We start from the raw sequence: 21,402 nt of genomic DNA, 5'->3' as shown, positions 1-21,402 counted from the left end.
TGCGCCGCCCGCGGGAAGCGGTGCGGCGCTAGGCAAACCCGGGGGCGACTGTGTGGATTAGCGGTATTGGCCCGCGTATTTTTCGACCTTGGAAATGTTTTCCTTGGTCACGAAACCGGGGCCGGAGCTGATGTGGCGTGGGCCGTAGATCGGGGTCAGGCCGTATTCCGCCAGGCGTGCCTGGTATTTCGGATTGGCGATCAGGATTTCCTTGACCTTGGCCAGGTCAGTGATCTTTTGCTGTTTCATGATGGCCATCACGGCGACAGGAATGTAGCCTTGCAGGTAGGGCTGCTGGTCGATGGCGAACTGGATGCTGCCATCCTTGATGCCCTTGGCGATTTCTTCCGACAAGTCGAAGCTGGCGAAGTACATCTTGCCTTTCAAGCCCAGCTTCTCGACGGCGCGCATGGCGGCCGGCGCCGAATCCGGTCCCAGCGCCAGCACGGCCTGGGTCTTCGGATTGCTGCGCAGATAGGCGCTGACCTTGCTTTCGATGACGCCAGGGTCGACGCCATTGGTGTCGAGCGTGGACGATTTGAAGTCGACGCCGAGCGCATCGGCAAAACCGCGGCAGCGTTCGAACGACGACGCATTCATCGCATAGTGATTCACGCACACGAACGACTTGATGCCCGCTTCCTTGGCGCGCTTGCCGGCGCCCAGGCCCGCGTCATATTCGGGCTGGCCCACGTGCATGATGGCTTTCAACTGTTCGCTTTGCGCGATGGTGCCCGAATTGATGGTCACGAGCATGATTTTCTTGGCCACTACCGTACCCAGCGGTTTTTGCAGCACGCTGAAGTCGGCGATGTCGGCGATCAAGCCATCATAGTTGCGCGCGGCCGACTGCTCGATCAGGCGCGCCATGTCGGCCAGGTCGCCATTCGGCGGATTGCGGTAGTCGACGGACACGTTGAAGTCTTCACCGGCTTGCTTGATGGCGTTCTTGATGGTGTTCCACCAGGAATCGGAGTCCGGCGCGTGGCTGACCATGACGAATTTCTCGCCGGCAGCATGGCTGGCGCCCGTGCTCAAACCCAGGCTCAGGCCCAGGCTGGCGATGGCCAGGCACTTCATCAAACCCTTGCTTTTATTGCTATGCATGAATGTCTCCTAGACGGATTAATTTTTATAGTTGCGAGCTTTTATGAAGGGTGTCAACGGCCTGGCCTTGCGGCACACGAACCGATGCACTGCGCACAGCTTAGGCCACAAAAAAGACAAATGCAATAAAATTTTCAAAATAAATTTAAATAGAAATTCGTTTCTATTTTTAAGATTCCCTCCTATAATTCTCGCCAGAACCAGCCGCACGGAGACAGCGGCCCAGCAAGTACACCAAGGAAAAAATCATGGCAGCCACCGCCCCCATCGAACAACTGATGCAGCACATTGCCGCCGAGTACGACAACCTGTCGCGCCAGTTGAAAGTCATCGCCCAGTACATTGAAAAGCACCGGGCCAGCCTGATGCTCGAACGCATCAGCGACATCGCCGCCGCCTGCGACGTGCAGCCGTCCGCCATCGTGCGTTTCGCGCAGCGCTTCGGCTACACGGGCTTTTCCGAAATGCAGGACGTGTTCCGCCAGGCTTATACGGACCAGGCCGGCGCCACGCCCGACTACCAGCAGCGCATCCGCAAGCTGATCTCCACGCGCGACGCCGCCCTGAGCGCAGGCGACCTGACGCGCGAATTCGTCGGCGCCAGCCGCGCCGGTCTCGACGACCTGGCGGCAGGACTCGACGACGCCCAACTGGAAGCGGCCGTCAACCTGCTGCTGAAAGCGGAAAATATCTATGTGATCGGCGTGCGCCGGTCCTTTCCGATCGCCTCCTACATCGCCTATGCGCTCGAACACACGGACAAGCGCGTGCACCTGATTAGCGGACTGGGCGGCATGCACCGCGAACAGATGCGCAGCGTGCGCGAACGCGATGTGGCGATCGCCATCAGTTTCTCGCCTTACGGCAAGGAAACCCAGCAGTGCATCAAGGCGGCGCAAGACAAGGGCGCCAAGGTCCTCGTGATTACCGACAGCAAGCTGGCCCCGCTCGCGCGGGCCGCCGACGCGCTGCTCACCGTCACCGAGGGCAGCGCCTTCGCCTTCCGCTCGCTGACCAGCACCATCTGCCTGTGCCAGGCGCTGTTCATCGCGCTGGCCTACAAATTAGAGCTCGACATCGAAGAAATCCACACCCCAGGAGAACATGATGATTGAAGTAGCGTTGTTCGGCGCCGGACGCATCGGCAAAATCCACGCGGCCAACCTGGCTGCCCAACCCGGCGTGCAGTTCAAGTACGTGGTCGACGTCAACCAGGAAGCGGCCGCAGCGCTGGCGGGCCTGCATGGCGGCAGCAGCGCCACTGTCGAGGCGGCACTGGCCGACCCGGCCATCAAGGCCGTCGTCATCGCCTCGAGCACGGACACGCACGCGGACCTGATCCTGCGCTCGGCCGCCGCCGGCAAGGCCATCTTTTGCGAAAAACCCGTCGACCTGACCATCGACCGGGCGCGCGCCTGCGCCGCCGCCGTCAAGGAAGCCAAGGTGCTGTGCATGCTGGGTTTCCAGCGCCGCTACGACCCCACTTTCAATGCCGTCAAGACACGCATTGAAGCGGGCGAGATCGGCACGCCGGAGTTACTCATCGTCACCAGCCGCGACCCGGGTCCGCCACCGGTCAGCTACATCAAGGTGTCGGGCGGCATCTTCAAGGATATGCTGATCCACGATTTCGACATCTTCCGCTGGATACTCGACGATGAAGCCGTCAGCGTGCATGCCACGGGCAGCTGCCTCGTCGATCCGGCCATCGGCGAGGCGGGCGACCTGGACACGGCCGTCGTCACCATCCGCACTGCCAAGGGACGCTTGTGCCAGATCAATGCCTCGCGCCGCGCCGCCTACGGCTACGACCAGCGTTTCGAAGTACTGGGCAACGCCGGCATGCTGCAGGCGGGCAACCACAAGCCGACGGAAGTGACGGCCTATGGTGCTGTGAACGTCAGCGTCGACAGGCCGGAAGATTTCTTCCTGGAACGTTATCGCGTGGCCTACGCGCAGGAAATGGCGCACTTCTTTGATGCCCTCACCCACGGCACGCCGCTGCGCACGACCGTCCACGATGGCTTGAAGGCGCTGGAACTGGCCGAGGCGGCGACCCTGTCGTGGCGCGAGGGTCGTGTCGTGACCCTGGCGTCGTAACTTTATAAACAACAATAAAAAATCTGGAGACACCATGTCATCCCCAACATTAAAAGTCGGCATCGTCGGCCTGGGCCGGCTGGGCCAGCGCCACGCCATCAACCTGGCGCAGCGCGTGCCGAATGCCGAAGTCGTGGCCGCCTGCAGTCCCGTGCCAGCCGAACTGGACTGGGCCGCCAGCCAGCTCGGCATCACGACCGGCTATGCCGATTACGACGCCCTGCTGGCCCACCCGGGCCTGGACGCCGTCTTCCTCGTCACGCCCACCTCGCTGCATGCGGACCAGATCATCGCCGCCCTGCGCGCCGGCAAGCACGTGTTTTGCGAAAAACCGCTGTCGCTGGACCTGGCCGATTGCCTGAAGGTGGAAGCGGAAGCGGCGCGCCACCCGCAGTTGACGATCATGATCGGTTTCGTGCGCCGTTTTGACGCCAGCTACCATGACGCGCAGCAAAAGATCGCCCAGGGCCTCATCGGCAAGCCGTATCTGGTGCGTTCGCAAACCTGCGACCAGAACGACCCCAGCGGCGCCTTCATGCGCTTCGCCCCCACCAGCGGCGGCATCTTCCTCGATTGCAGCGTGCACGATATCGACCTGGCGCGCTGGCTGCTGGGCAACCCCGCACCCAAGCGCGTGTATGCGAGCGGCACCAACGCCATCCACACGGGCTTGCAGGCGTTCGGCGACGTCGACAACGGGCTGGCAACGGTCGAATTTTCCGATGGCAGCATGGCCAGCTTCATGGCCTCGCGCACCATGGCGCATGGCCATGAAACCCTGACGGAAGTGTTCGGCACGGGCGGCCGCCTGGCCGTGGGCAGCAATCCACGTCTGAACAGGGTGGAAATTTCGGATGCGCATGGCGTGCGCAATGAGTGCACGCCAGACTTCTATGCTCGCTTCGCCGACGCCTTCTTGATCGAGGCGCAGGAGTTTACGGATGCGGCACTGGGCCGGCGCACCTTGTCGCTGACCTTGCACGACGCAACAGAAGCGACGCGCATCGGCCTGGCCATGACGCAAGCGATGCGCGAAGCGCGCCCGGTGGAATTCTAGCCGCGTGCCAAGAACTCAGGCAGCCGGTGCGGAAAATGGACGTTCGGGCTGCCTGGGTTCCACGGCCAGGCGCAAGCCCATGGCATCGAGGATGGCCGTCAAGGTACTCAGGGAGGGATTGCCATCGGGAGACAACGTGCGGTACAGCTGGGTAGGATTGAGCTTGGCCGCCTGCGCCACGGCGGGCACGCCGCCAAAGGCGCGCGTCAACTGGCGCAGCACGGCCAGCAGTTCGCCATGGTCGCCGTCGACGAGGATATTGTTGATCAGTTCAAGGGCGAAGGCGGGATCATCGCGGTACAGTTCGGCCATCGCTTCGTCATGCGAGCGGTCTCTTGGTGGTTTGCTCATGACCTGTTTCACGTCCTCTTTCATGTCCTCTCTCCTTCCAGTCGTGCCAGCAGGCACAGGCGTATTCGATGTCTTTCGACTGCGTGCGCTTGTCTCCGCCACACAGCAATAAAATAATCTGGCCCTCGTCGATGGCATAGTAAATACGGTAACCAGGCCCCACGTCGATGCGCAATTCCCACACGCCGTCGTGGCAAAATTTATGATCGCCAAAATTACCGGGCATCATACGCAGCACGCGTCGCACGATAGCCACCCTGGCCGTATTGTCGCGCTGCCGCTTCAGCCATTCCGTATATAAATCCCTGCCCGATGATGTCAGGTAGTGCCGGATCTCGTACATCATATTCGTCCATAAACGAAGAAAAATCAAGGGGAAAATCATGTGTACACATAAAAAAGAAGACCACGCCATCTTGCTACCAAACCCGCACGCGCAGGCCGCGAACGCCGGGTTCACTGAGCTATATCAAGATGCATTTTTCTAATTGTTATAGGGAAATGAGGCCGCCCGTCCGTGCTCCGTGTCCGTGCCTCGCTCCAACCTGTTGCGCTATACAATAAGCGCCTGCCCAACCGCACAAACCAGGCCACCATGATGAACAACGACAGCAACTCTCCTACTCTCGCCGGCGTGGCCGAACGCTACGTCAAGCTGGTCCTGGCCATGGGCCAGCACGATGACTCGTATGTGGACGCCTATTACGGCCCGCCCGCATGGCAACAGGAGGCGCTAGAACAGCAACTGAGTTTGAGCCACATCAAGGCCGCGACGGACAATGCGCTGGCCCTGCTGGCCGACGCCCCCTGCCTGCGCGCCCTCAACCTGCGCAAGCAGCTGCAAGCCGTCATGGCGCGCGCGGAGATGCTGCAGGGATCGCGCCTCGATTTCGATACGGAAAGCGCGCGCCTGTACGACGCCGTCTCGCCCCATCACAGCCGCGCATACTATGCAGCACTGGTGGCGCAGATCGACGCGCTGCTGCCTGGCGACGGCACGGTCAGCGACAGGGTCAACGCCTTGCGCGCACAGCTCATCATTCCCGCCGACAAGCTGCACGCCGTCATGGATGCGGCCATCCGCGCGGGCCGCGAACGCACCTTGCGCTACATCGCCCTGCCCGAAGGCGAAGATTTCATATTGGAATTTGTTACCGACAAGCCGTGGAGCGGCTACAACTGGTACAAGGGCAACTACCAGAGCGTGATCCAGATCAATACGAACTTGCCTGTGTACATCGATCGCGCCGTCGATCTCGGCTGCCATGAAGCGTATCCGGGCCACCACGTCTACAACGTGCTGCTCGAGCGCGACCTGGTGCGTGGCAAGGGCTGGATGGAATACTGCATCTATCCGCTGTATTCGCCGCAATCGTTGATCGCCGAAGGCACGGCCAATTACGGCATCGAACTGAGTTTTACGGACGAAGAACGGCTGGCTTTCGAACAACAGGTGCTGTACCCGCTGGCCGGCCTCGACCCGGCGCTGGCGCCACGCTATGCCCAGCTGAACCGGCTGCTGACCAAACTCGGCTATGCCGACAACGACATCGCGCGCCAATACCTCGAAGGCAGCCTGAGCCGCGAAGAAGCGCTGGAATGGCTGGTCAACGTGCGCCTGTACCCGGCCGAGAAATCCGCGCAGCGCCTGCAGTTCTATGACGCCATGGGTGCGTACGTCATCAATTACAACCTGGGCCAGGACATGGCGAAAGCCTATGTCGAGCGCCAAGGCGCGACGCGCGCAGCACACTGGACCGCCTTCCGCGACCTGATGTCCTCGCCGCGCGTGCCCAGCGCACTGCTGGCCGGGTAAAGCTGACGTCGCTTACTGGGCCGGCAGGCGGATGGTCGCTTCCAGGCCGCCATCGCGGTGGTTGGCCAGGGTCAGCTCGCCGCCGTGGGCCTGGACGATGCTGCGCGCGATACCGAGTCCCAATCCCATGCCATGCGCGTTTTGCTCGCGGCCATGTTCCAGGCGCACATAGGGCTGGAACAGGCTGGCGAACGCCTCTTCGGCCACGCCGGGGCCGTCATCGCGGATGCGGATGACCACGTTGGCGCCCTCGCGGCACGCCGACAAATGGGCAGTCTTGCCGTAAAACAGGGCATTGTCGAGCAAGTTGCCGATGGCGCGCTTCAGGGCCAGGGGCTTGGCCTTCACGCTCAGGTCCGTCTCGACGTAATGCACGACATGGCCGGCCAGCTGGGTCCCGCGCACCATGCGCTGCAGCAAAGGGTCCAGGCGCACCTCGGTGGCGTTTTCATGGATATCGCTATCCTTCACGCATTGCAGCGCCCCCTTGACCATCATGTCCAGCTCATCGAGGTCATCGTGGAATTCGTTGCGCTGCACATCGTCGTCGAGCAATTCCGTGCGCAATTTCAGGCGCGTGATGGGCGTGCGCAAGTCGTGCGAAATCGAGACGAACAGCCGTTCGCGGTCTTCCAGGTAGCGCTGGATGCGTTCGCGCATGCCGCTGAAGGCGCGCGCCGTCTGCACAAACTCGCGGCTGCCCGTCTGCGGCAGGGGTGGCGGCGTCTCGCCACGGCCAAACGCTTCGGCCGCGTCCGACAGGGCCGCCAGCGGCCGTGTGGTCCAGCGTACGACGAGGATCGACAGCAGCAGCACGGCCGCCAGCGACAACGCTTGCAGCAATACCCGGTCGAGTGTCCACGGATTACTGCTCTGCAAGAAATACGGGTTGGGCATCAGTGCCGCCAGGTACAGCCAGTTGCCCGGCTCCAGCTCGGCCTGGATCACGAGGACGGGCGCGGGATTCGGTTTCAGCAGCAAGATGTGCTGGACCCAGTTTTCCGGCAAGTCGCCGATGTGCGCGCCGCTGTCGGCCACCACCAGGTCGCTCGGCCAGGCGAAGCCCACGCGGTAGCCGGCCAGTTGCGGCAAGTCGCTCTTCAGCGCAGCGCCCACCGTGGCCACCACCGTATCGGCCAGCGCGTGTGGGGCGATTTCACGGATGGCCAGCGGCCCCTGGTTGACGTTGACAAAGAAGCGCGTGCCGCCCATCTCGCGAAATTGCTGGATCAGGATGGGGCGGTAGTTGGCCGGCAGGCTGAGGAAGAAACGGATGGTGCTGGCGGCGCTGCGGGCCAGGTGCTGCGACGCCATGCGCGCCTCCACGGCCGAGTCGCGGCGCAGCTGCGTGGCCCAGATCAGGTTGCCCACCAGTTGCGTGGCCAGCACGCCGGCCACCATCACCACGGACAGGCGGCCCAGCAGCGATGGCGGCAGCAGGCGCTCGAGCAGCCGGCGCGCACCCCGCTCAGGCATGCCCACTGCTCACGTCGGCCGAGAACACATAACCGGCCCCGCGCACCGTCTTGATCAGCATGGGCTGCTTGCCATCGTCCTTCAGGCGCAGCCGCAGCCGGCTCACCTGCACATCGAGCGAGCGGTCGAGCGGCCCCGCGTCGCGCCCCCGCGTCTGTTCGCACAGCACGCTGCGGTCGAGGATATCGCCCGGATGCTCGACAAAGTAGCGCAGCAGCTGGAAATCGAGACCCGTCAGCTGCAGCGCTTCGCCGTCGGCATCCGTCACCGTGCGCTCGAGCGTATCGAGCGTGAAACCGACGAAGCGGTAATAGCGGGGCGGCGCGGCCGCGTCGATGCCCGTGCGGCGGTGGATGGCCTTGATGCGCGCCAGCAATTCGCGCGGACTGTAGGGCTTGGCGATGTAGTCGTCGGCGCCCAGTTCCAGCCCCACCACCCGGTCCGTCTCGTCGGAGCTGGCCGTCAGCATGATGATGGGCACGTTCGAGCGGGCGCGCACCACCTTGCACAGGGCAAAGCCATCCGTGTCGGGCAGCATCACGTCGAGGATCACCAGCGACAGGCTGTCGACGTGGCGGTGGAATTCGGCCAGGAAGGTGGCGCCATCGTGCGCCAGGCCCACCTCGTACTGGTTCTTTTCCAGGTAGGCCTTCAATAGCATGCGGGTCTTTTGATCGTCGTCAACGACGAGGATTTTGCGTGACATGGTCTCGTCCTTTTTTATTCAGCGCTTGCAACATGCTGCCGATGCGGCGTTGCGCGTCGGCCGCGCTGATCGTCTCATCGAGGAAATAGCGGTGCACTTCGGCGATGATGGCATCCTTGCTGGTTTCATCTGTGGCCATGCGGTGCACGAGGCTGGGCGCCTGGAACGCGGCGCCGCGCGCGAATGCCTGCGCCGAGGCGCGCGCGCAGCTGTCCAGGCGCGACAGGTCGGCCTGGCGCAAGGCGGGAATCGAGCCCTTCACCTGGCTGTATTCGAGCTGCACGGGCAGCGAAGCGACCACCTGCGCCAGCTTTTCCTGCGCGCCCTGGTGCGTGTAGTCGGAGGCGAACATGGCCAGCGTATCGATGCTGTACAGGTGGTAGTCGCCCGTGTCGGGCGCGGCGGCGCAGCCGAATACCTCGTCCGTGGCGCGGCCCCAGGCATTCAGCTCGCCCTTGACCCAGTCGCCCATGATGTACATGGCCGCCTCGCCGTCGCCCACCTGGCGCGCCATCTCGGGCCAGCCCTGTTCGCGCAGCGGCGTGCCCATCCATTGCTTCAGCGATCTCAAGCGCTGCAAGGCGTGGCGCAGGCGCGGGTCCGCATACGCCTCGGCTTTCTTGTCGACAAACAGGGCGCGGTAATACGCGGGCCCCGATTCAGCCAGCACCAGCGTTTCAAACAAGGTCGCCACCTGCCACGCTTCGCTGCTTTGCGCCAGCGGCGTGATGCCGGCCTGGCGCAGCTTGCCCGCCACGCGCTCGAAGTCGCTCCAGCTGCGCGGCACGGCCAGGCCCAGGCGCTGGAAGATCTTGCGGTTGTAAAACAGGGTATTGATGCGGTGGATGCCGGCCGGCACGCCCATCGTATGGCCGCGGTTTTGCAGCAAGCCCCATACGGTGGGATACATGGTGGCGCGCCAGTTGTTGCTGGCGGCGACGCTGTCGAGCTGCAGCAGCAGACCCAGGTCGCTCCACTCGCCCAGGGTATAGCCGATCAGCTGCATGACTTCCGGCGATTTGCCGGCCAGCACGCGGCTCTTCAAGACCTTGCCCGCGCCGACGCCCGCGCCGCCCGCGATGGCCGCATCGCGCCATTCGACGCCTTCCTGCGCCAGACGCGCCACCAGCACGTCGGCGGCGCGGCGTTCGCCGGCCGAGGTCCACCAGTGCAGCACCTGCAGCGCTTCGGCCCGCGCCGGCACGCTGCTGCACATGAAGGCCAGCAGCGCCAGCGCCGCCACGCCGCGACGGCGGGCGGCCCCGGCATGGCGGTCGGCGGTGCTGTGCGGCGGCGTCTTCAATCCTGTCCCCTTGTTCTTGTCGCGACAAACTATAGCCCAACTACAAAACAGCAGGTTGGTAATTTAGTCCCCTGATTTGTAAAGAAACGTGAGCTTTTGTTGCGCTACCTTGCGCACCGCACAAGGAGCCCCGCGCGCCCGACGCCCCGCGCGGTGCGCCACGGCAGCGGACGACGGTAAGGAAAGGTAAGCAAACACCCCCGCGAATTTCAATATTTTTCTTTTAAATCAACGAGATAAGAAATAATCGCCGGCACAATGCCGGACGCTGGCGTCACATTTCCCCCGATGCTACTGTCCGCCAACTGCAGCGTAACAGGCAGCCAAACAAGACCAACACCAACAAGGAGACGACATGCAACTGCATGCAAAAGGCGGCGTGGCCGCGCGCAATACATTGCTGGCCCTGCTGCTGGCCAGCGGCACGGCACAGGCGGGCACGCTCACCATCGAAAGCTGGCGCGTGGATGACAAGACCCTGTGGGAAACGGTGCTCATCCCCGCCTTCCAGAAAAAACATCCGGGCATCGAGATCAAGTTCTCGCCCACGGCCCCCACCGAATACGATTCCACCCTGAACGCGCGCCTGAGCGGCGGCACGGCCGGCGACTTGCTGGCCTGCCGCCCGTTCGATGTCTCGCTGGCCCTGTACAAGCGGGGCCAGCTGGAAAAGCTCGACGGCAAGGCCGGCATGGAGAACTTCCCCGCCTCGGCCAAGGTGGCGTGGCAGACGGACGATGGCAAGGACACCTTCTGCATGCCGATCGCGTCCGTCATGCATGGCTTCCTGTACAACAAGAAAATCTTCCGCGAACTGAAACTGCAACCGCCCGCCACGGAGGAGGAATTCTTCAAGGTGCTGGAAACGGTCAGGAAAAGCGGCAAATATGCGCCCTTGGCCCTGGGCACGGCCGACCAGTGGGAAGCGAACCAGGTGGTCTTCACCAGCATCGGCGCCAATTACTGGAAGGGTGAAGAGGGCCGCAAGGCGCTGATCGCCGGCAAGGCCAAATTTACCGATCCGCAATTCGTCGCCGCCTGGGAATATGAGGCCCGCCTGGGCAGCTACCTGTCCAAGGGCGCCAGCGCGCAAACCTATGGCGACAGCCAGAACCAGTTCGCGCTGGGCAAGGCCGCCATCTACCCGTCCGGCTCCTGGGACATCGCCTACTTCAAGCAAGACCCGGAACTGGAACTGGGCGCCTTCAACCCGCCCGTGCGCAAGGCCGGCGACAAGTGCTATATCTCGGACCACACGGACATCGGCATGAGCGTCAACAAGAAGTCGAAGAACAAGGAAGACGCCTACAAATTCCTCGCCTGGCTCGGCTCGCAGGAATTCGCCGACATCTACACCAACAAGGTGACGGGCTTCTTCTCGCTGTCGAACCATTTGATCTCCATCAAGGACCCGCTGGCCAAGCAAATGAATGGCTGGCGCGCCAGTTGCGCCTCGACCATCCGCCTGAACGCGCAAATCCTCAACCGTGGCGAGCCGAGCATGGAAAACGAGCTGTGGAACGTCAACGCCCAGGTCTTGAACGGCAAACTGGCGCCGAAGGACGCGGCGCGCCAGATCCAGTCCGGCTTTGCCAAGTGGTACAAGCCGCAACAGTAATCACCACGTCTACCCTCCCCGAGCAACCGGCCTGAGCAGTGCGATGCGGCAGCCGGTGGCACGGTTTTGCCGGCGGCCCCGCCGCCGGTGCTTTTCTTCGTCTGGAGTTTCGCCGTGAAAAAAGCTTTCCCATGGCACGTCCTCGTGTTCCTGGCCCCGGCGCTGGTCATTTACTCGCTGTTCAGCGCCCTGCCCCTGGCCGATACCCTGCGCCTGGGCCTGTACACGACCGATGAGAGCGGCCAGCACCATTTTGCCGGCCTGGCCAACTACGCCACCATCCTGTTCGACCCGCAATGGTCGCAAAGTTTCTGGAATGCGATGTGGAACAACTGCAAGTTTTTCCTCATCCACATGCTGCTGCAAAACCCCATCGGCCTGCTGCTGGCCACCCTCTTCAGCCTCAAGGGTTTGAAGGGCGAGCGCAGCTACCGTACCCTGATCTTCCTGCCGACCCTGCTGTCCGTCGTCATCATCGGCTTCATCTGGCAGCTGATCTTGTCGCCGCTGTGGGGCGTGGGCCAGTCGCTGATGGATGGCGTCGGCATCGGCACTTACTTCGCGCCATGGCTGGGCCAGGAATCGACGGCCCTGCTGACCATCGCCCTCATTTCTGTTTGGCAATATATCGGCATCCCCATGATGCTGATCTATGCGGCCCTGCTGGCCGTGCCCGAGGAAATCATCGAGGCAGCCCACGCGGAAGGCGCCAGCGCCATGCGCATCTTCTGGCAAATCAAGCTGCCGCTGATCTGGCCCACCCTGGGGCTGGTGACCATCCTCACCTTTGTCGCCAACTTCAATGCCTTCGACCTCGTGTATTCCGTGAAAGGCGCGCTGGCGGGGCCGAACTACGCCACCGACATCCTCGGCACCTTCTTTTACCGCACCTTCTTCGGTTACCAGGCCCAGCTGGGCAGCCCCACCATGGGCGCCGCCGTGGCCACCATGATGTTCCTCGTGATCCTCGTGGGCGTGGGCGTGTATTTCTTTTTCGTGCAGCGCAAGCTGACACGCTACGAACTGTAAGGGCCGCCATGCGCAACGTTTCCACCCGCCCCCTGGGCCGCGCCGCCGTGCATGCGATCCTGGCCGGCTACACCATCATCGCCCTGTTTCCCATCGTCTTGATCCTGATCAACTCAGTCAAGACGCGGGCCGCCATCTTCGACAATCCGCTGGCCTTGCCCACGCCCTCGACCTTTTCGCTCGTGGGCTTTCACAAGGTGCTGGCCAATTCCGACTTCCTGCTGTACTTCGGCAACAGCCTGTTCGTCACCCTGCTGTCGCTGCTGCTGATCGTGCTGTTCGGCGCCATGGCGGCCTGGGCCTTGTCCGAATACACGTTTACGGGCAATCGCCTGCTGACCCTGTACCTGGCGCTGGGCATCATGATCCCCATCCGCCTGGGTACGGTGTCCATCCTGGAACTGGTGGTGCGGCTCGACCTGATCAACACCTTGACGGCGCTGGTGCTCGTATACACGGCGCAGGGCCTGCCGCTGGCCGTGATGATCCTGTCCGAATTCGTGCGCCAGGTGCCGCGCGAACTGAAGGATGCGGCGCGCTGCGACGGCGTGGGCGAATTCGCCATCTTCTTCCAGGTGATCCTGCCCCTGATCCGCCCCGCCATCGCCACGGTGGCCGTGTTCACCATGATTCCGGCCTGGAACGACCTGTGGTTCCCGCTGATCCTGGCGCCATCGGACCGTACCAAGACCGTCACCCTGGGCGTGCAGCAATTCATCGGGCAATACGTGACGGACTGGAACTCCGTGCTGGCGGCGCTGTCGCTGGCCGTCATTCCCGTGCTCGTCATGTACGTCATTTTCTCTCGTCAACTGATCCGCGGCCTGACGTCCGGCGCGGTCAAATAATAGGTGCGCCATGGCCCATGTAAGCCTGCAACAACTGACCAAATCCTACGACGGCCGCCACAATGTGCTGGCCGGCATCGACCTCGACATCCGCGACGGTGAATTCGTCGTGCTGGTGGGCCCTTCCGGCTGCGGCAAATCGACCTTGCTGCGCATGCTGTGCGGCCTGGAAAGCATTTCGCAAGGCACCTTGTCCATCGGCGGCAAGGTTGTCAACGACTTGGCGCCGGCCGAACGGGGCATCGCCATGGTCTTCCAGAGCTATGCGCTGTATCCGCACATGAGCGTGTATCGCAACATGGCGTTCGGCCTGAAGATCGCCGGCGCCAGCAAGGACGCCATCGCCCAGCGCGTGCGCCACGCGGCCGCCATTCTGAAGATCGACCACCTGCTGGAACGCCTGCCGCGCGAACTGTCGGGCGGCCAGCGCCAGAGGGTGGCCATCGGCCGCGCCATCGTGCGCGAACCGCAGCTGTTCCTGTTCGACGAGCCGCTGTCGAACCTCGACGCGGCCCTGCGCGTGCAGACGCGGCTGGAAATTGCCAAGCTGCACCGCCAGTTGAACGCCACCATAGTGTATGTGACGCACGACCAGGTCGAGGCGATGACCCTGGGCGACAAGATCGTCGTCATGCATGGCGGCCATATCCAGCAGGCGGGTACGCCTTTGGAGCTGTACCAGCAGCCGGCGAACCGCTTCGTGGCCGGTTTCATCGGCGCGCCGATGATGAATTTCTTCGAAGGCAAGGTCGTCGCCGCACAGGACGATGGCGTGCGCGTGGCGCTGGCCAGCGGCCAGGAAATCACGGCCCTCGTCGACCCGGCCGGCCTGCATGCGGGCGACGCCGTCACGGTGGGCCTGCGGGCGGAACACATCCTCGAAAACGGCGACGGCAGCGCCCGCTTCCAGGGCGTCGTCAGCCTGGTGGAACACCTGGGCGAAGCCAACTTCATTTACCTGGCGCTGGACAACGGCCAGGAACTGGTGATACGCGGCGACGGCAACAACCGCGTGCCGCTGGGCCAGCCATTCACGGTCTCGGCCGCCAGCAGCGCCTTCCATTTGTTCGACGCGCAAGGCGTGGCGCGCACGCGGCGCCAGCCCGGCAACCTGATTTCATCGAAACAGATATTGGCCGCCTGAGCCTTTCTGCCCAGGCAGTTCCCCGATTGGATCGGCAGCGATCCGGTACGACGTGCTCAAGCACGCATTTTGATAACGACAAGGAGACTCCATGCAACACCCGATGAAGACCTCGCTGGCGCTGGCCTGCGCCATGCTGCTGGCCTGCGGCGCCGCCCACGCCAGCGATGCCGAAGGCGAATACCACGGCTACTTCCGCGCCGGCCTCGGCTCGAGCACGGACAGCCGCGGCCCGCAAAGCTGCTACGGCCTGGGCGGCAATACCATGCGCTACCGGCTCGGCAACGAATGCGACACCTATGGCGAATTCGAATACCAGAAGGAAATGGCCAAGTCGCCCAACGGCGTCAGCTTCGTCGGCCATATCATGGTGGCCGCCTATACGCCCAGCTCCGCCGTCAGCGATTCGGACCTGAGCATGTCGAAGATGTACGTGGAAGCGAAAAACATCGAAATCCTCAACGGCGGCACGGCCTGGATCGGCAAGCGCTACTACATGCGTCCCGACATCCACATGCTGGACTTGCAATACATCAATATGAACGGCACGGGCGGCGGCATCGACCAGTACAAGCTGGGACCGGGCCGCATCAGCTATGGTTTCTTCAAGGATAACGACAAGCCCGGCAACTCGGCCATCCGGCAAAACCTCGTCTACCAGGGCATCCCCATCAACCAGGATGGCACGCTGGAAGTGCTGACCACCCTGATCACGCCCGACAAGAAGGACAGCACCTCGCACAGCGGCTGGCAAGCCACCGTGCTGCACAAGCAGGATAAAGTATGGGGCGGCGCCAACACCTTCGGCATCCAGTACGGCGTCGGGCCGGGCACGGGCGCCGGCGGCCAGTGCTGCGACCGCATGGGCACGACGGGCTCGATCCGCAACGGCAGCGACGTCACGCGCTTGCGCATCTTCAATTCGCTGTGGATACAGCCGACGCCGGAATGGAGCGCGGAAATGATCGCCATCGTGCAGCGCGACAAATCCGACGCCACGGGCGGCAGCTCGACCTGGACCACCCTGGGCGTGCGCCCCGTGTATGCCGTCAACGACAACTTCAAGCTGCAGTTCGAACTGGGCACCGACCGCGTGACCTCGCCCACGGGCGGCGCCGCGCAGCGCCTGACCAAGCTGACCTTCGCGCCCACCCTGACGGCGGGCAAGGGTTACTGGTCGCGCCCCGAGCTGCGCGCCTTCGTCACGTACGGCAAATGGAACGACGCCGCCACGGCCGCCGTCAACAAGGCCAATGAATCGGGTCCCGTGTATGGCAACGCCACCAGCGGCACCTCGTTCGGCCTGCAAGTGGAGACGTGGTTTTAAGATGCTGTCTTGATATGGCGCAGTGCATGCGCCTGTCGGACTGCGCGAAATCGCGTGCCGCGCTATGCTGCACGCCATACCGCTCACTTCGGAGGCCGCATGCACGCCGCATTCCCCCGGGCCGCCGCCACGCTGGCCCTCGTTTTCACCAGCATGGCCTGGGCCCGCGACGCCGCCGTCGCGCCGGCACCGGTCTTCAGCGCGCGCCAGCAGGCGCTGATGGCCACCGTCGTGGGCAGTGCCACCCATCCGCGCATCCTGCAAGTACGCCTCGATGAATTGCATCCGACCCAGCCGGCCATCGGCTACGACCAGGTGTATTACAAGCTGGGACGCTATGCGGCCGAAGAAAAACACATCGCCGACATCGCCAAGCCAAAGAAATTCGCCGACCTGTGCGAAGCCAATGGCCAGGGCGACGTCTTGCCCAACACGGCCAATGTGCCCGGCGCCACGCTCAGCGCACCGCCGGCCGGCTACCGCTGCAAGGCGGCCGTAGGCAGCCGTCCGGACGACATGAAGACCGTCGTCATCGGCCCGCGCGGCATCGTGTATCTGACCGATGGCCACCACACGTTTTCCACATTTTGGGAGGCCGACGGCGGGCGCAATCGTCAAATGAAAGTCTGGGTCAAGGTCAGCGACAATTTCAGCGCGCTGGGCGAAGCGGCGTTCTGGACCCGCATGCGCGAGGAAAACAAGGTGTGGCTGAAAAATGGCCGCCACCAGGCCATCACGCCGCGGCAGCTGCCGTCCGCCATCGGCCTGCAGTCCCTGGGCGACGACCCGTACCGCTCGCTCGTCTACTTTACGCGCGGGATCGGCTACGAGCCGCCGGAGCACGCCACGGAATTTCTCGAGTTTTACTGGGCCGGCTGGCTGCGCCGCATGCCGGCGCTGGACCTGGCGCGCGTCGACCTGCGCGATGCCACCGCGTATGCGAATGCGGTCCTGCTGGCCGCGCAGGCGATGGTGGCGCTGCAACCGGACGATATCGTCAGCGGCGGCAAGAGCGCGCGCGAGCTGGGTGCCCTGCGGGAAGTCAACCGGGAAGCGTTCGATGAACTGATCGACGACAAGGGCAAGCTGCGCCACGCCATCGCCTATAAAAAATCGCTGGCGCAATAGACGGCGGCGTAAACGACAACGGCCCGCCTGTCATGCGACAAGCGGGCCGTTTTCTATTGCAGGTGCTGCTTAGGCGATGCGTTCGCCGTTGGCCGGATCGAACAGGGCCGCTTTCGACAGGTTGAACGACAACTGCATGGTCTGCCCCGGCAGCACGGCTTCGCGCGGGTGCGTGCGGCAAGTCACGGCCGCGCCGTTCAAACGCGTCGTCAGCAAGGTGTCGGGACCGGTTGGCTCGACGAGGTCGATCAAACAACCGAGTTCCTGGCCCACGTCGCCGTGTGCGCTGCTCATGTCCGTGATCTGCTCCGGACGCACGCCCAGGATCACGTCGCGGCCCGCATAGCTGCGCAGCTTGTCGGCGGCAAACGGCAAGGCCAGGCGCAAGCTCTTGCCTGCGTTCTCGATGGCGACAAACACCTCGTTGCCTTCGATGACAGGCTTGACGGTGATGAAGTTCATCGACGGCGAGCCGATGAAGCCGGCCACGAACAGGTTGGCCGGATTGTCGTAGATTTCCTGCGGCGTGCCCAGTTGCTGCACCACCCCATCCTTCATGACGGCGATCAGGTCGCCCATCGTCATCGCCTCGATCTGGTCATGCGTGACGTAGACGATGGTGGCTTTCAGGCGCTGGTGCAGCAGCTTGATCTCGGCGCGCATTTCCACGCGCAGCTTGGCGTCCAGGTTCGACAGCGGTTCGTCGAACAGGAACAGCGACGGCTTGCGCGAAATGGCGCGGCCCATGGCGACCCTCTGGCGCTGGCCACCCGACAACTGCGCCGGACGGCGGTCCAGCAAGTGCGTGATCTGCAGGGTTTCAGCGACGCGGGCGACGATTTCTTCCTGCTCCGCCTTCGGCACCTTTTTCACGTTCAGGCCGAACGCGATGTTTTCGCGCACCGTCATCGACGGGTACAGCGCGTAGGACTGGAACACCATGGCGATGTCGCGGTCCTTCGGCGGCAAGTCGTTGACGACCTTGCTGTCGATGAGGATTTCGCCGGACGTGACGCTTTCCAGGCCGGCCACCATGTTGAGCAAGGTCGACTTGCCGGAGCCGGAGCCGCCGACGAGGATCAGGAACTGGCCATCCTTGATCTCGATGTCGATGCCCTTGAGGACTTCGACGCCATTCGTGTACACCTTGCGGATGCTGCGTATCGATAAACTGGACATATTCTTTCCTTAACCTTTGACTGCGCCTGCGGTCAGACCGCGCACAAAATAACGGCCTGCGACCAGATAGACCAGCAGGGTCGGCAGCGCGGCAATCACCGCGGCGGCCATGTTGACGTTGTATTCCTTCACGCCCGTGGACGTGTTGACCAGATTGTTCAAGCCCACCGTGATCGGCTGCGAATCGCCGCTGGCGAACACGATCCCGAACAGGAAGTCGTTCCAGATCTGCGTGAATTGCCAGATGATGCAGACGACGAAAATCGGACCCGAAATCGGCAGCACGATCTTGCGGAAGATCAGGAAGAAGCCGGCGCCGTCGATGCGGGCCGCCTTGATCAGTTCTTCCGGCACGCCGATGTAGTAGTTACGGAAGAACAGGGTCGTGAACGCCGTGCCGTACACCACGTGCACGAAGACGAGCCCCGTGGTGGTATTGGCCAGGCCGAATTCGCCCAGCAAGCGCGCCATCGGCAGGATCACCACCTGGAACGGAATGAAGCAGCCCACCAGCAAGGCGGCAAACAGGATTTCCGAACCGCGGAAGCGCCAGTGCGCGAACACATAGCCGTTGAAGGCCCCAAGGAAGGTCGAGATCAGCACGGCGGGAATGACCATCTTGATCGAGTTCCAGAAGAACGGCTGCATACCGTCGCAGGTGACGCCCGTGCAGGCCGAAGACCAGGCCTTGGACCAGGAATCAAATTGCCACACGTGCGGCAAGGCCAGCAGGTTGCCGCTGCGGATCTCGTCGAGCGACTTGAACGACGTCGACAGGGTCACGTACAGGGGCACGATGTAGTACACCGCGAACAAAATCAGCAGCAGGTATAACACCACCCGTCCCAGGGTGAGTTTGTTGTTACGTGTAGGAGTGTGTGTCATCTCATCGCCTTTGCGCTGCGCGTTTCCAGATACATCAGCGGCACGAGCACGGCCACGATGGTGGCCAGCATCATCATTGCCGATGCCGAGCCCAGGCCCAGCTGGCCACGGGTGAAGGAAAACTGGTACATGAAGATGGCCGGCACGGACGACGAGTTGCCAGGTCCGCCAGCCGTCAGTGCGATGACCAGGTCGAAGCTCTTGATGGCGATATGCGCGAGGATCAGCAGCACGCTGAAGAACACGGGACGCATGGCGGGAATCACGATGCGCCAGTAGATCGTCGGCAGGGATGCGCCATCGACTTGCGCCGCCTTGATGATCTCGTCATCGATACCGCGCAGGCCTGCCAGGAACAGTGCCATGACAAAGCCCGACGACTGCCATACGCCGGCGATCACCACCGTGTAGATGGCCATGTCGGAGTTCACCAGCCAGTCGAAGGTAAACGAGGTCCAACCCCAGTCGTGCATGACCTTTTCCAGGCCCAGGCTGGGATTGAGCATCCATTTCCAGGCCGTGCCGGTGACGATGAAGGACAGCGCCATCGGATACAGGTAGATGGCGCGCAGCGCGCCTTCGGCGCGGATTTTCTGGTCCAGCAGGATGGCCAGGAACAGGCCGATGGCGATGCTGCAACCGATGAACAGGACACCGAAGATGCCGAGGTTCTTGAGCGAGGTCCACCAGCGCTCGTTGTCGAACAGCTCGACGTATTGCACCAGGCCGGCGAACTCGTAGTTCGGCATCAGCCGCGATTCGGTCAGCGACAGCCAACCGGTCAAAAAGATAAAACCATAGACGAATACCAAGCTGGCGATGAGCGTGGGGCCCAACACCATCTGCGGTATCCATCGGTCGAATTGCTTGCGTATGGACATAGGAGAGCCGTAGAGAGAACTGCGTGTGGCGCCGGCCTGGTCGAAGCCAGGGCGGACGCCTGCGATGCATGCAATGCAGCGGGCGCCGGCGAGCGTGCCGGCGCCGTCGTGATTACTTCACTTTTGCCGCTTTGGCCAAAGCTGCAACCGCGTCTTTCGAGCTCATGTTGGTGTTCATGAACTTGGCGATGACGTCGGTCACGGCGCCTTGCGTGGCCGATGGCAGCGCCATGCCGTGGGCGAACGATGGCACCAGGCCGCCGGACTTGTTGGTGGCGTCCATGTCTTCCATCGATTTCAGGGCGCAAGCGTCAAACTTGTCCTTCGAAACGCCGGAACGCACAGGAATCGAACCCTTGTTCAGGTTGAAGATCGACTGGAACTTCGGATTCATGATGGCGTTGGCCAGGGCGATCTGCCCTTTCTTCGCATTCGCATCCTTTTGCGTGAACATGGCAAACGAATCGATGTTGAAGGTGTAGGCCTTGTCCGTGCCAGGCGCTGCCACGCACAGATAGTCCTTGCCCGGCACTTTGCCAGCGGCCGTGAACTCGCCCTTGGCCCAGTCGCCCATGAACTGGAAGCCGGCCTTGTTGTTGATGACCATGGCGGTCGCCAGATTCCAGTCGCGGCCAGCCGCATCCTTGTCGATGTAGGTCTTCACCTTGCCCAGGGTGTCGAACACTTTGAGCATGGTCGGGCCGGTCAATTCCTTCTGGTCCAGCTTGAGGATGGCTTTCTTGTAGAACTCCGTGCCGCCCACGCCCAGCGCGACGGATTCAAACACGGTGGCGTCCTGCCAAGGCTGGCCGCCGTGGGCGATCGCGATGCCGCCCGATTTCTTGATTTTCTCGGCTGCGTCGAAGAACGCATCCCAGGTCGTCGGGGTGGTGGCCACGCCGGCTTTTTTCAGCACTTCCGGATTGACCCACATCCAGTTGACGCGGTGGACGTTGACGGGAGCGGCAACGTAGTGGCCCTTGTACTTCATGATGTCGGCGACGACTTTCGGCAGAACGGCATCCCATTTGCCTGGAATGGCGGCATCATCGATATTGGCCAGCACGCCTTCAGCGCCCCATTCCTGGATCGATGGGCCCTTGATCTGGGCGGCTGTCGGCGGGTTGCCGGAAATGACGCGGGTTTTCAGCGCGGTCGCGGCGTTTTCGCCAGCGCCGCCGGCCACGGCGAAGTCTTTCCAGCCGAAGCCGCTTTCTTTCACGATTTGCTGCAACTGGCCCACGGACTTCGCTTCGCCGCCGGAGGTCCAGTAGTGCAACACTTCCACGTCGGTCGCAAAGGCGCTGCCAGCGAATGCCAGGGTGGTCAATGCGGCCAGTTGGGTAATCTTGAATTTCAGTTTCATCTCCACATTCCTTTTTTGATCAAGCTTTTAGGGGGCTTCGGCATACGGGGGCCGAAAAAGGTGAAATCTGCGCCTGTATCG

20 protein-coding genes are annotated in these 21,402 nt (G+C 62.7%); 10 read left to right on the top strand and 10 right to left on the bottom strand.

Annotated elements, in window-relative coordinates:
• Positions 1 to 57: 57 nt before the first annotated feature.
• Positions 58 to 1,107 (bottom strand): sugar ABC transporter substrate-binding protein, encoded by a 1,050-nt coding sequence (locus KO538_RS11330; protein ID WP_034757655.1) that lies wholly within the window; start codon positions 1,105 to 1,107, stop codon positions 58 to 60.
• A gap of 248 nt (positions 1,108 to 1,355) precedes the next feature.
• Between KO538_RS11330 and KO538_RS11325 the strand changes: the two genes are divergently transcribed.
• From KO538_RS11325 to KO538_RS11315, 3 genes are read left to right on the top strand one after another with little or no spacing between them, the layout of a single operon-like run.
• A complete protein-coding gene (locus tag KO538_RS11325) occupies positions 1,356 to 2,222 on the top strand; it encodes a MurR/RpiR family transcriptional regulator (protein WP_034757651.1) in 867 nt (288 codons plus the stop codon).
• Positions 2,215 to 3,207, top strand: coding sequence for an inositol 2-dehydrogenase (gene iolG / locus KO538_RS11320; protein ID WP_219328468.1), 993 nt, complete (start codon positions 2,215 to 2,217; stop codon positions 3,205 to 3,207). Before KO538_RS11325 ends, iolG begins: the two co-directional genes overlap by 8 nt.
• A 34-nt stretch (positions 3,208 to 3,241) precedes the next feature.
• Positions 3,242 to 4,264, top strand: coding sequence for a Gfo/Idh/MocA family oxidoreductase (locus KO538_RS11315; RefSeq protein ID WP_070303056.1), 1,023 nt, complete (start codon positions 3,242 to 3,244; stop codon positions 4,262 to 4,264).
• Positions 4,265 to 4,279: 15 nt separating this feature from the next.
• On the opposite strand, the gene KO538_RS11310 is transcribed toward KO538_RS11315, so the two are convergent.
• Positions 4,280 to 4,615 (bottom strand): DNA-binding protein, encoded by a 336-nt coding sequence (locus KO538_RS11310; RefSeq protein ID WP_257620297.1) that lies wholly within the window; start codon positions 4,613 to 4,615, stop codon positions 4,280 to 4,282.
• Positions 4,584 to 4,958 carry a type II toxin-antitoxin system RelE/ParE family toxin gene (locus KO538_RS11305; protein WP_219328467.1) on the bottom strand — a complete coding sequence of 125 codons (375 nt, stop codon included), beginning with the start codon at positions 4,956 to 4,958 and terminating at the stop codon, positions 4,584 to 4,586. Before KO538_RS11305 ends, KO538_RS11310 begins: the two co-directional genes overlap by 32 nt.
• 252 nt (positions 4,959 to 5,210) lie before the next feature.
• On the opposite strand from KO538_RS11305, the gene KO538_RS11300 reads away from it, so the two are divergent.
• Complete coding sequence (locus KO538_RS11300) at positions 5,211 to 6,431, top strand: hypothetical protein (protein WP_219328365.1); 1,221 nt, start codon at positions 5,211 to 5,213, stop codon at positions 6,429 to 6,431.
• 12 nt (positions 6,432 to 6,443) lie between these two features.
• Here the strand turns inward: KO538_RS11300 and KO538_RS11295 are convergent, their stop codons facing one another.
• Genes KO538_RS11295 through KO538_RS11285 form a run of 3 tightly spaced genes read right to left on the bottom strand, consistent with a single transcriptional unit; the run spans position 6,444 to position 9,916 of the window.
• Positions 6,444 to 7,907 (bottom strand): ATP-binding protein, encoded by a 1,464-nt coding sequence (locus KO538_RS11295; RefSeq protein ID WP_219328364.1) that lies wholly within the window; start codon positions 7,905 to 7,907, stop codon positions 6,444 to 6,446.
• Complete coding sequence (locus KO538_RS11290) at positions 7,900 to 8,613, bottom strand: response regulator (protein WP_034757625.1); 714 nt, start codon at positions 8,611 to 8,613, stop codon at positions 7,900 to 7,902. The genes KO538_RS11295 and KO538_RS11290 overlap by 8 nt, the downstream gene beginning before the upstream one ends.
• Positions 8,588 to 9,916 (bottom strand): ABC transporter substrate-binding protein, encoded by a 1,329-nt coding sequence (locus tag KO538_RS11285; RefSeq protein ID WP_257620294.1) that lies wholly within the window; start codon positions 9,914 to 9,916, stop codon positions 8,588 to 8,590. The genes KO538_RS11290 and KO538_RS11285 overlap by 26 nt, the downstream gene beginning before the upstream one ends.
• 355 nt (positions 9,917 to 10,271) lie before the next feature.
• Here KO538_RS11285 and KO538_RS11280 point away from each other — a divergent pair, with 355 nt between their 5' ends.
• The 6 genes from KO538_RS11280 (at position 10,272) to KO538_RS11255 (ending at position 17,010) form a co-directional block, all read left to right on the top strand.
• On the top strand, positions 10,272 to 11,534 hold the full coding sequence (locus KO538_RS11280) for an ABC transporter substrate-binding protein (protein WP_219328363.1): 1,263 nt from the start codon (positions 10,272 to 10,274) through the stop codon (positions 11,532 to 11,534).
• 114 nt (positions 11,535 to 11,648) lie between these two features.
• Positions 11,649 to 12,563 (top strand): carbohydrate ABC transporter permease, encoded by a 915-nt coding sequence (locus KO538_RS11275; protein WP_046685503.1) that lies wholly within the window; start codon positions 11,649 to 11,651, stop codon positions 12,561 to 12,563.
• Positions 12,564 to 12,571: 8 nt separating this feature from the next.
• Positions 12,572 to 13,411, top strand: a complete 840-nt coding sequence (locus KO538_RS11270; RefSeq protein ID WP_046684851.1) for a carbohydrate ABC transporter permease — start codon at positions 12,572 to 12,574, stop codon at positions 13,409 to 13,411.
• Between the two features lie 10 nt (positions 13,412 to 13,421).
• The gene (locus KO538_RS11265) at positions 13,422 to 14,555 is read left to right on the top strand and encodes an ABC transporter ATP-binding protein (protein WP_219328362.1); all 1,134 of its coding nucleotides are present in this window, start codon (positions 13,422 to 13,424) and stop codon (positions 14,553 to 14,555) included.
• Between the two features lie 91 nt (positions 14,556 to 14,646).
• Complete coding sequence (locus KO538_RS11260; RefSeq protein WP_070303051.1) at positions 14,647 to 15,882, top strand: carbohydrate porin; 1,236 nt, start codon at positions 14,647 to 14,649, stop codon at positions 15,880 to 15,882.
• 99 nt (positions 15,883 to 15,981) lie between these two features.
• Entirely contained in the window at positions 15,982 to 17,010 is a 1,029-nt protein-coding gene (locus tag KO538_RS11255; protein ID WP_219328361.1) for a ParB/Srx family N-terminal domain-containing protein, read from the top strand.
• 69 nt (positions 17,011 to 17,079) lie between these two features.
• On the opposite strand, the gene KO538_RS11250 is transcribed toward KO538_RS11255, so the two are convergent.
• The 4 genes from KO538_RS11250 to KO538_RS11235 form a co-directional block, all read right to left on the bottom strand.
• Entirely contained in the window at positions 17,080 to 18,189 is a 1,110-nt protein-coding gene (locus KO538_RS11250; RefSeq protein WP_219328360.1) for an ABC transporter ATP-binding protein, read from the bottom strand.
• 9 nt (positions 18,190 to 18,198) lie between these two features.
• A complete protein-coding gene (locus tag KO538_RS11245; protein ID WP_034757607.1) occupies positions 18,199 to 19,074 on the bottom strand; it encodes a carbohydrate ABC transporter permease in 876 nt (291 codons plus the stop codon).
• Complete coding sequence (locus KO538_RS11240) at positions 19,071 to 19,955, bottom strand: carbohydrate ABC transporter permease (protein ID WP_010397323.1); 885 nt, start codon at positions 19,953 to 19,955, stop codon at positions 19,071 to 19,073. The genes KO538_RS11245 and KO538_RS11240 overlap by 4 nt, the downstream gene beginning before the upstream one ends.
• A 112-nt stretch (positions 19,956 to 20,067) precedes the next feature.
• Positions 20,068 to 21,321 carry an ABC transporter substrate-binding protein gene (locus KO538_RS11235; RefSeq protein ID WP_034757604.1) on the bottom strand — a complete coding sequence of 418 codons (1,254 nt, stop codon included), beginning with the start codon at positions 21,319 to 21,321 and terminating at the stop codon, positions 20,068 to 20,070.
• Positions 21,322 to 21,402: the final 81 nt, after the last annotated feature.

It is taken from the genome of Janthinobacterium sp. NKUCC08_JDC, assembly GCF_019345575.1.
GTDB lineage: Bacteria > Pseudomonadota > Gammaproteobacteria > Burkholderiales > Burkholderiaceae_D > Janthinobacterium > Janthinobacterium aestuarii.
This window is presented reverse-complemented; position numbering and strand designations above follow the sequence as displayed.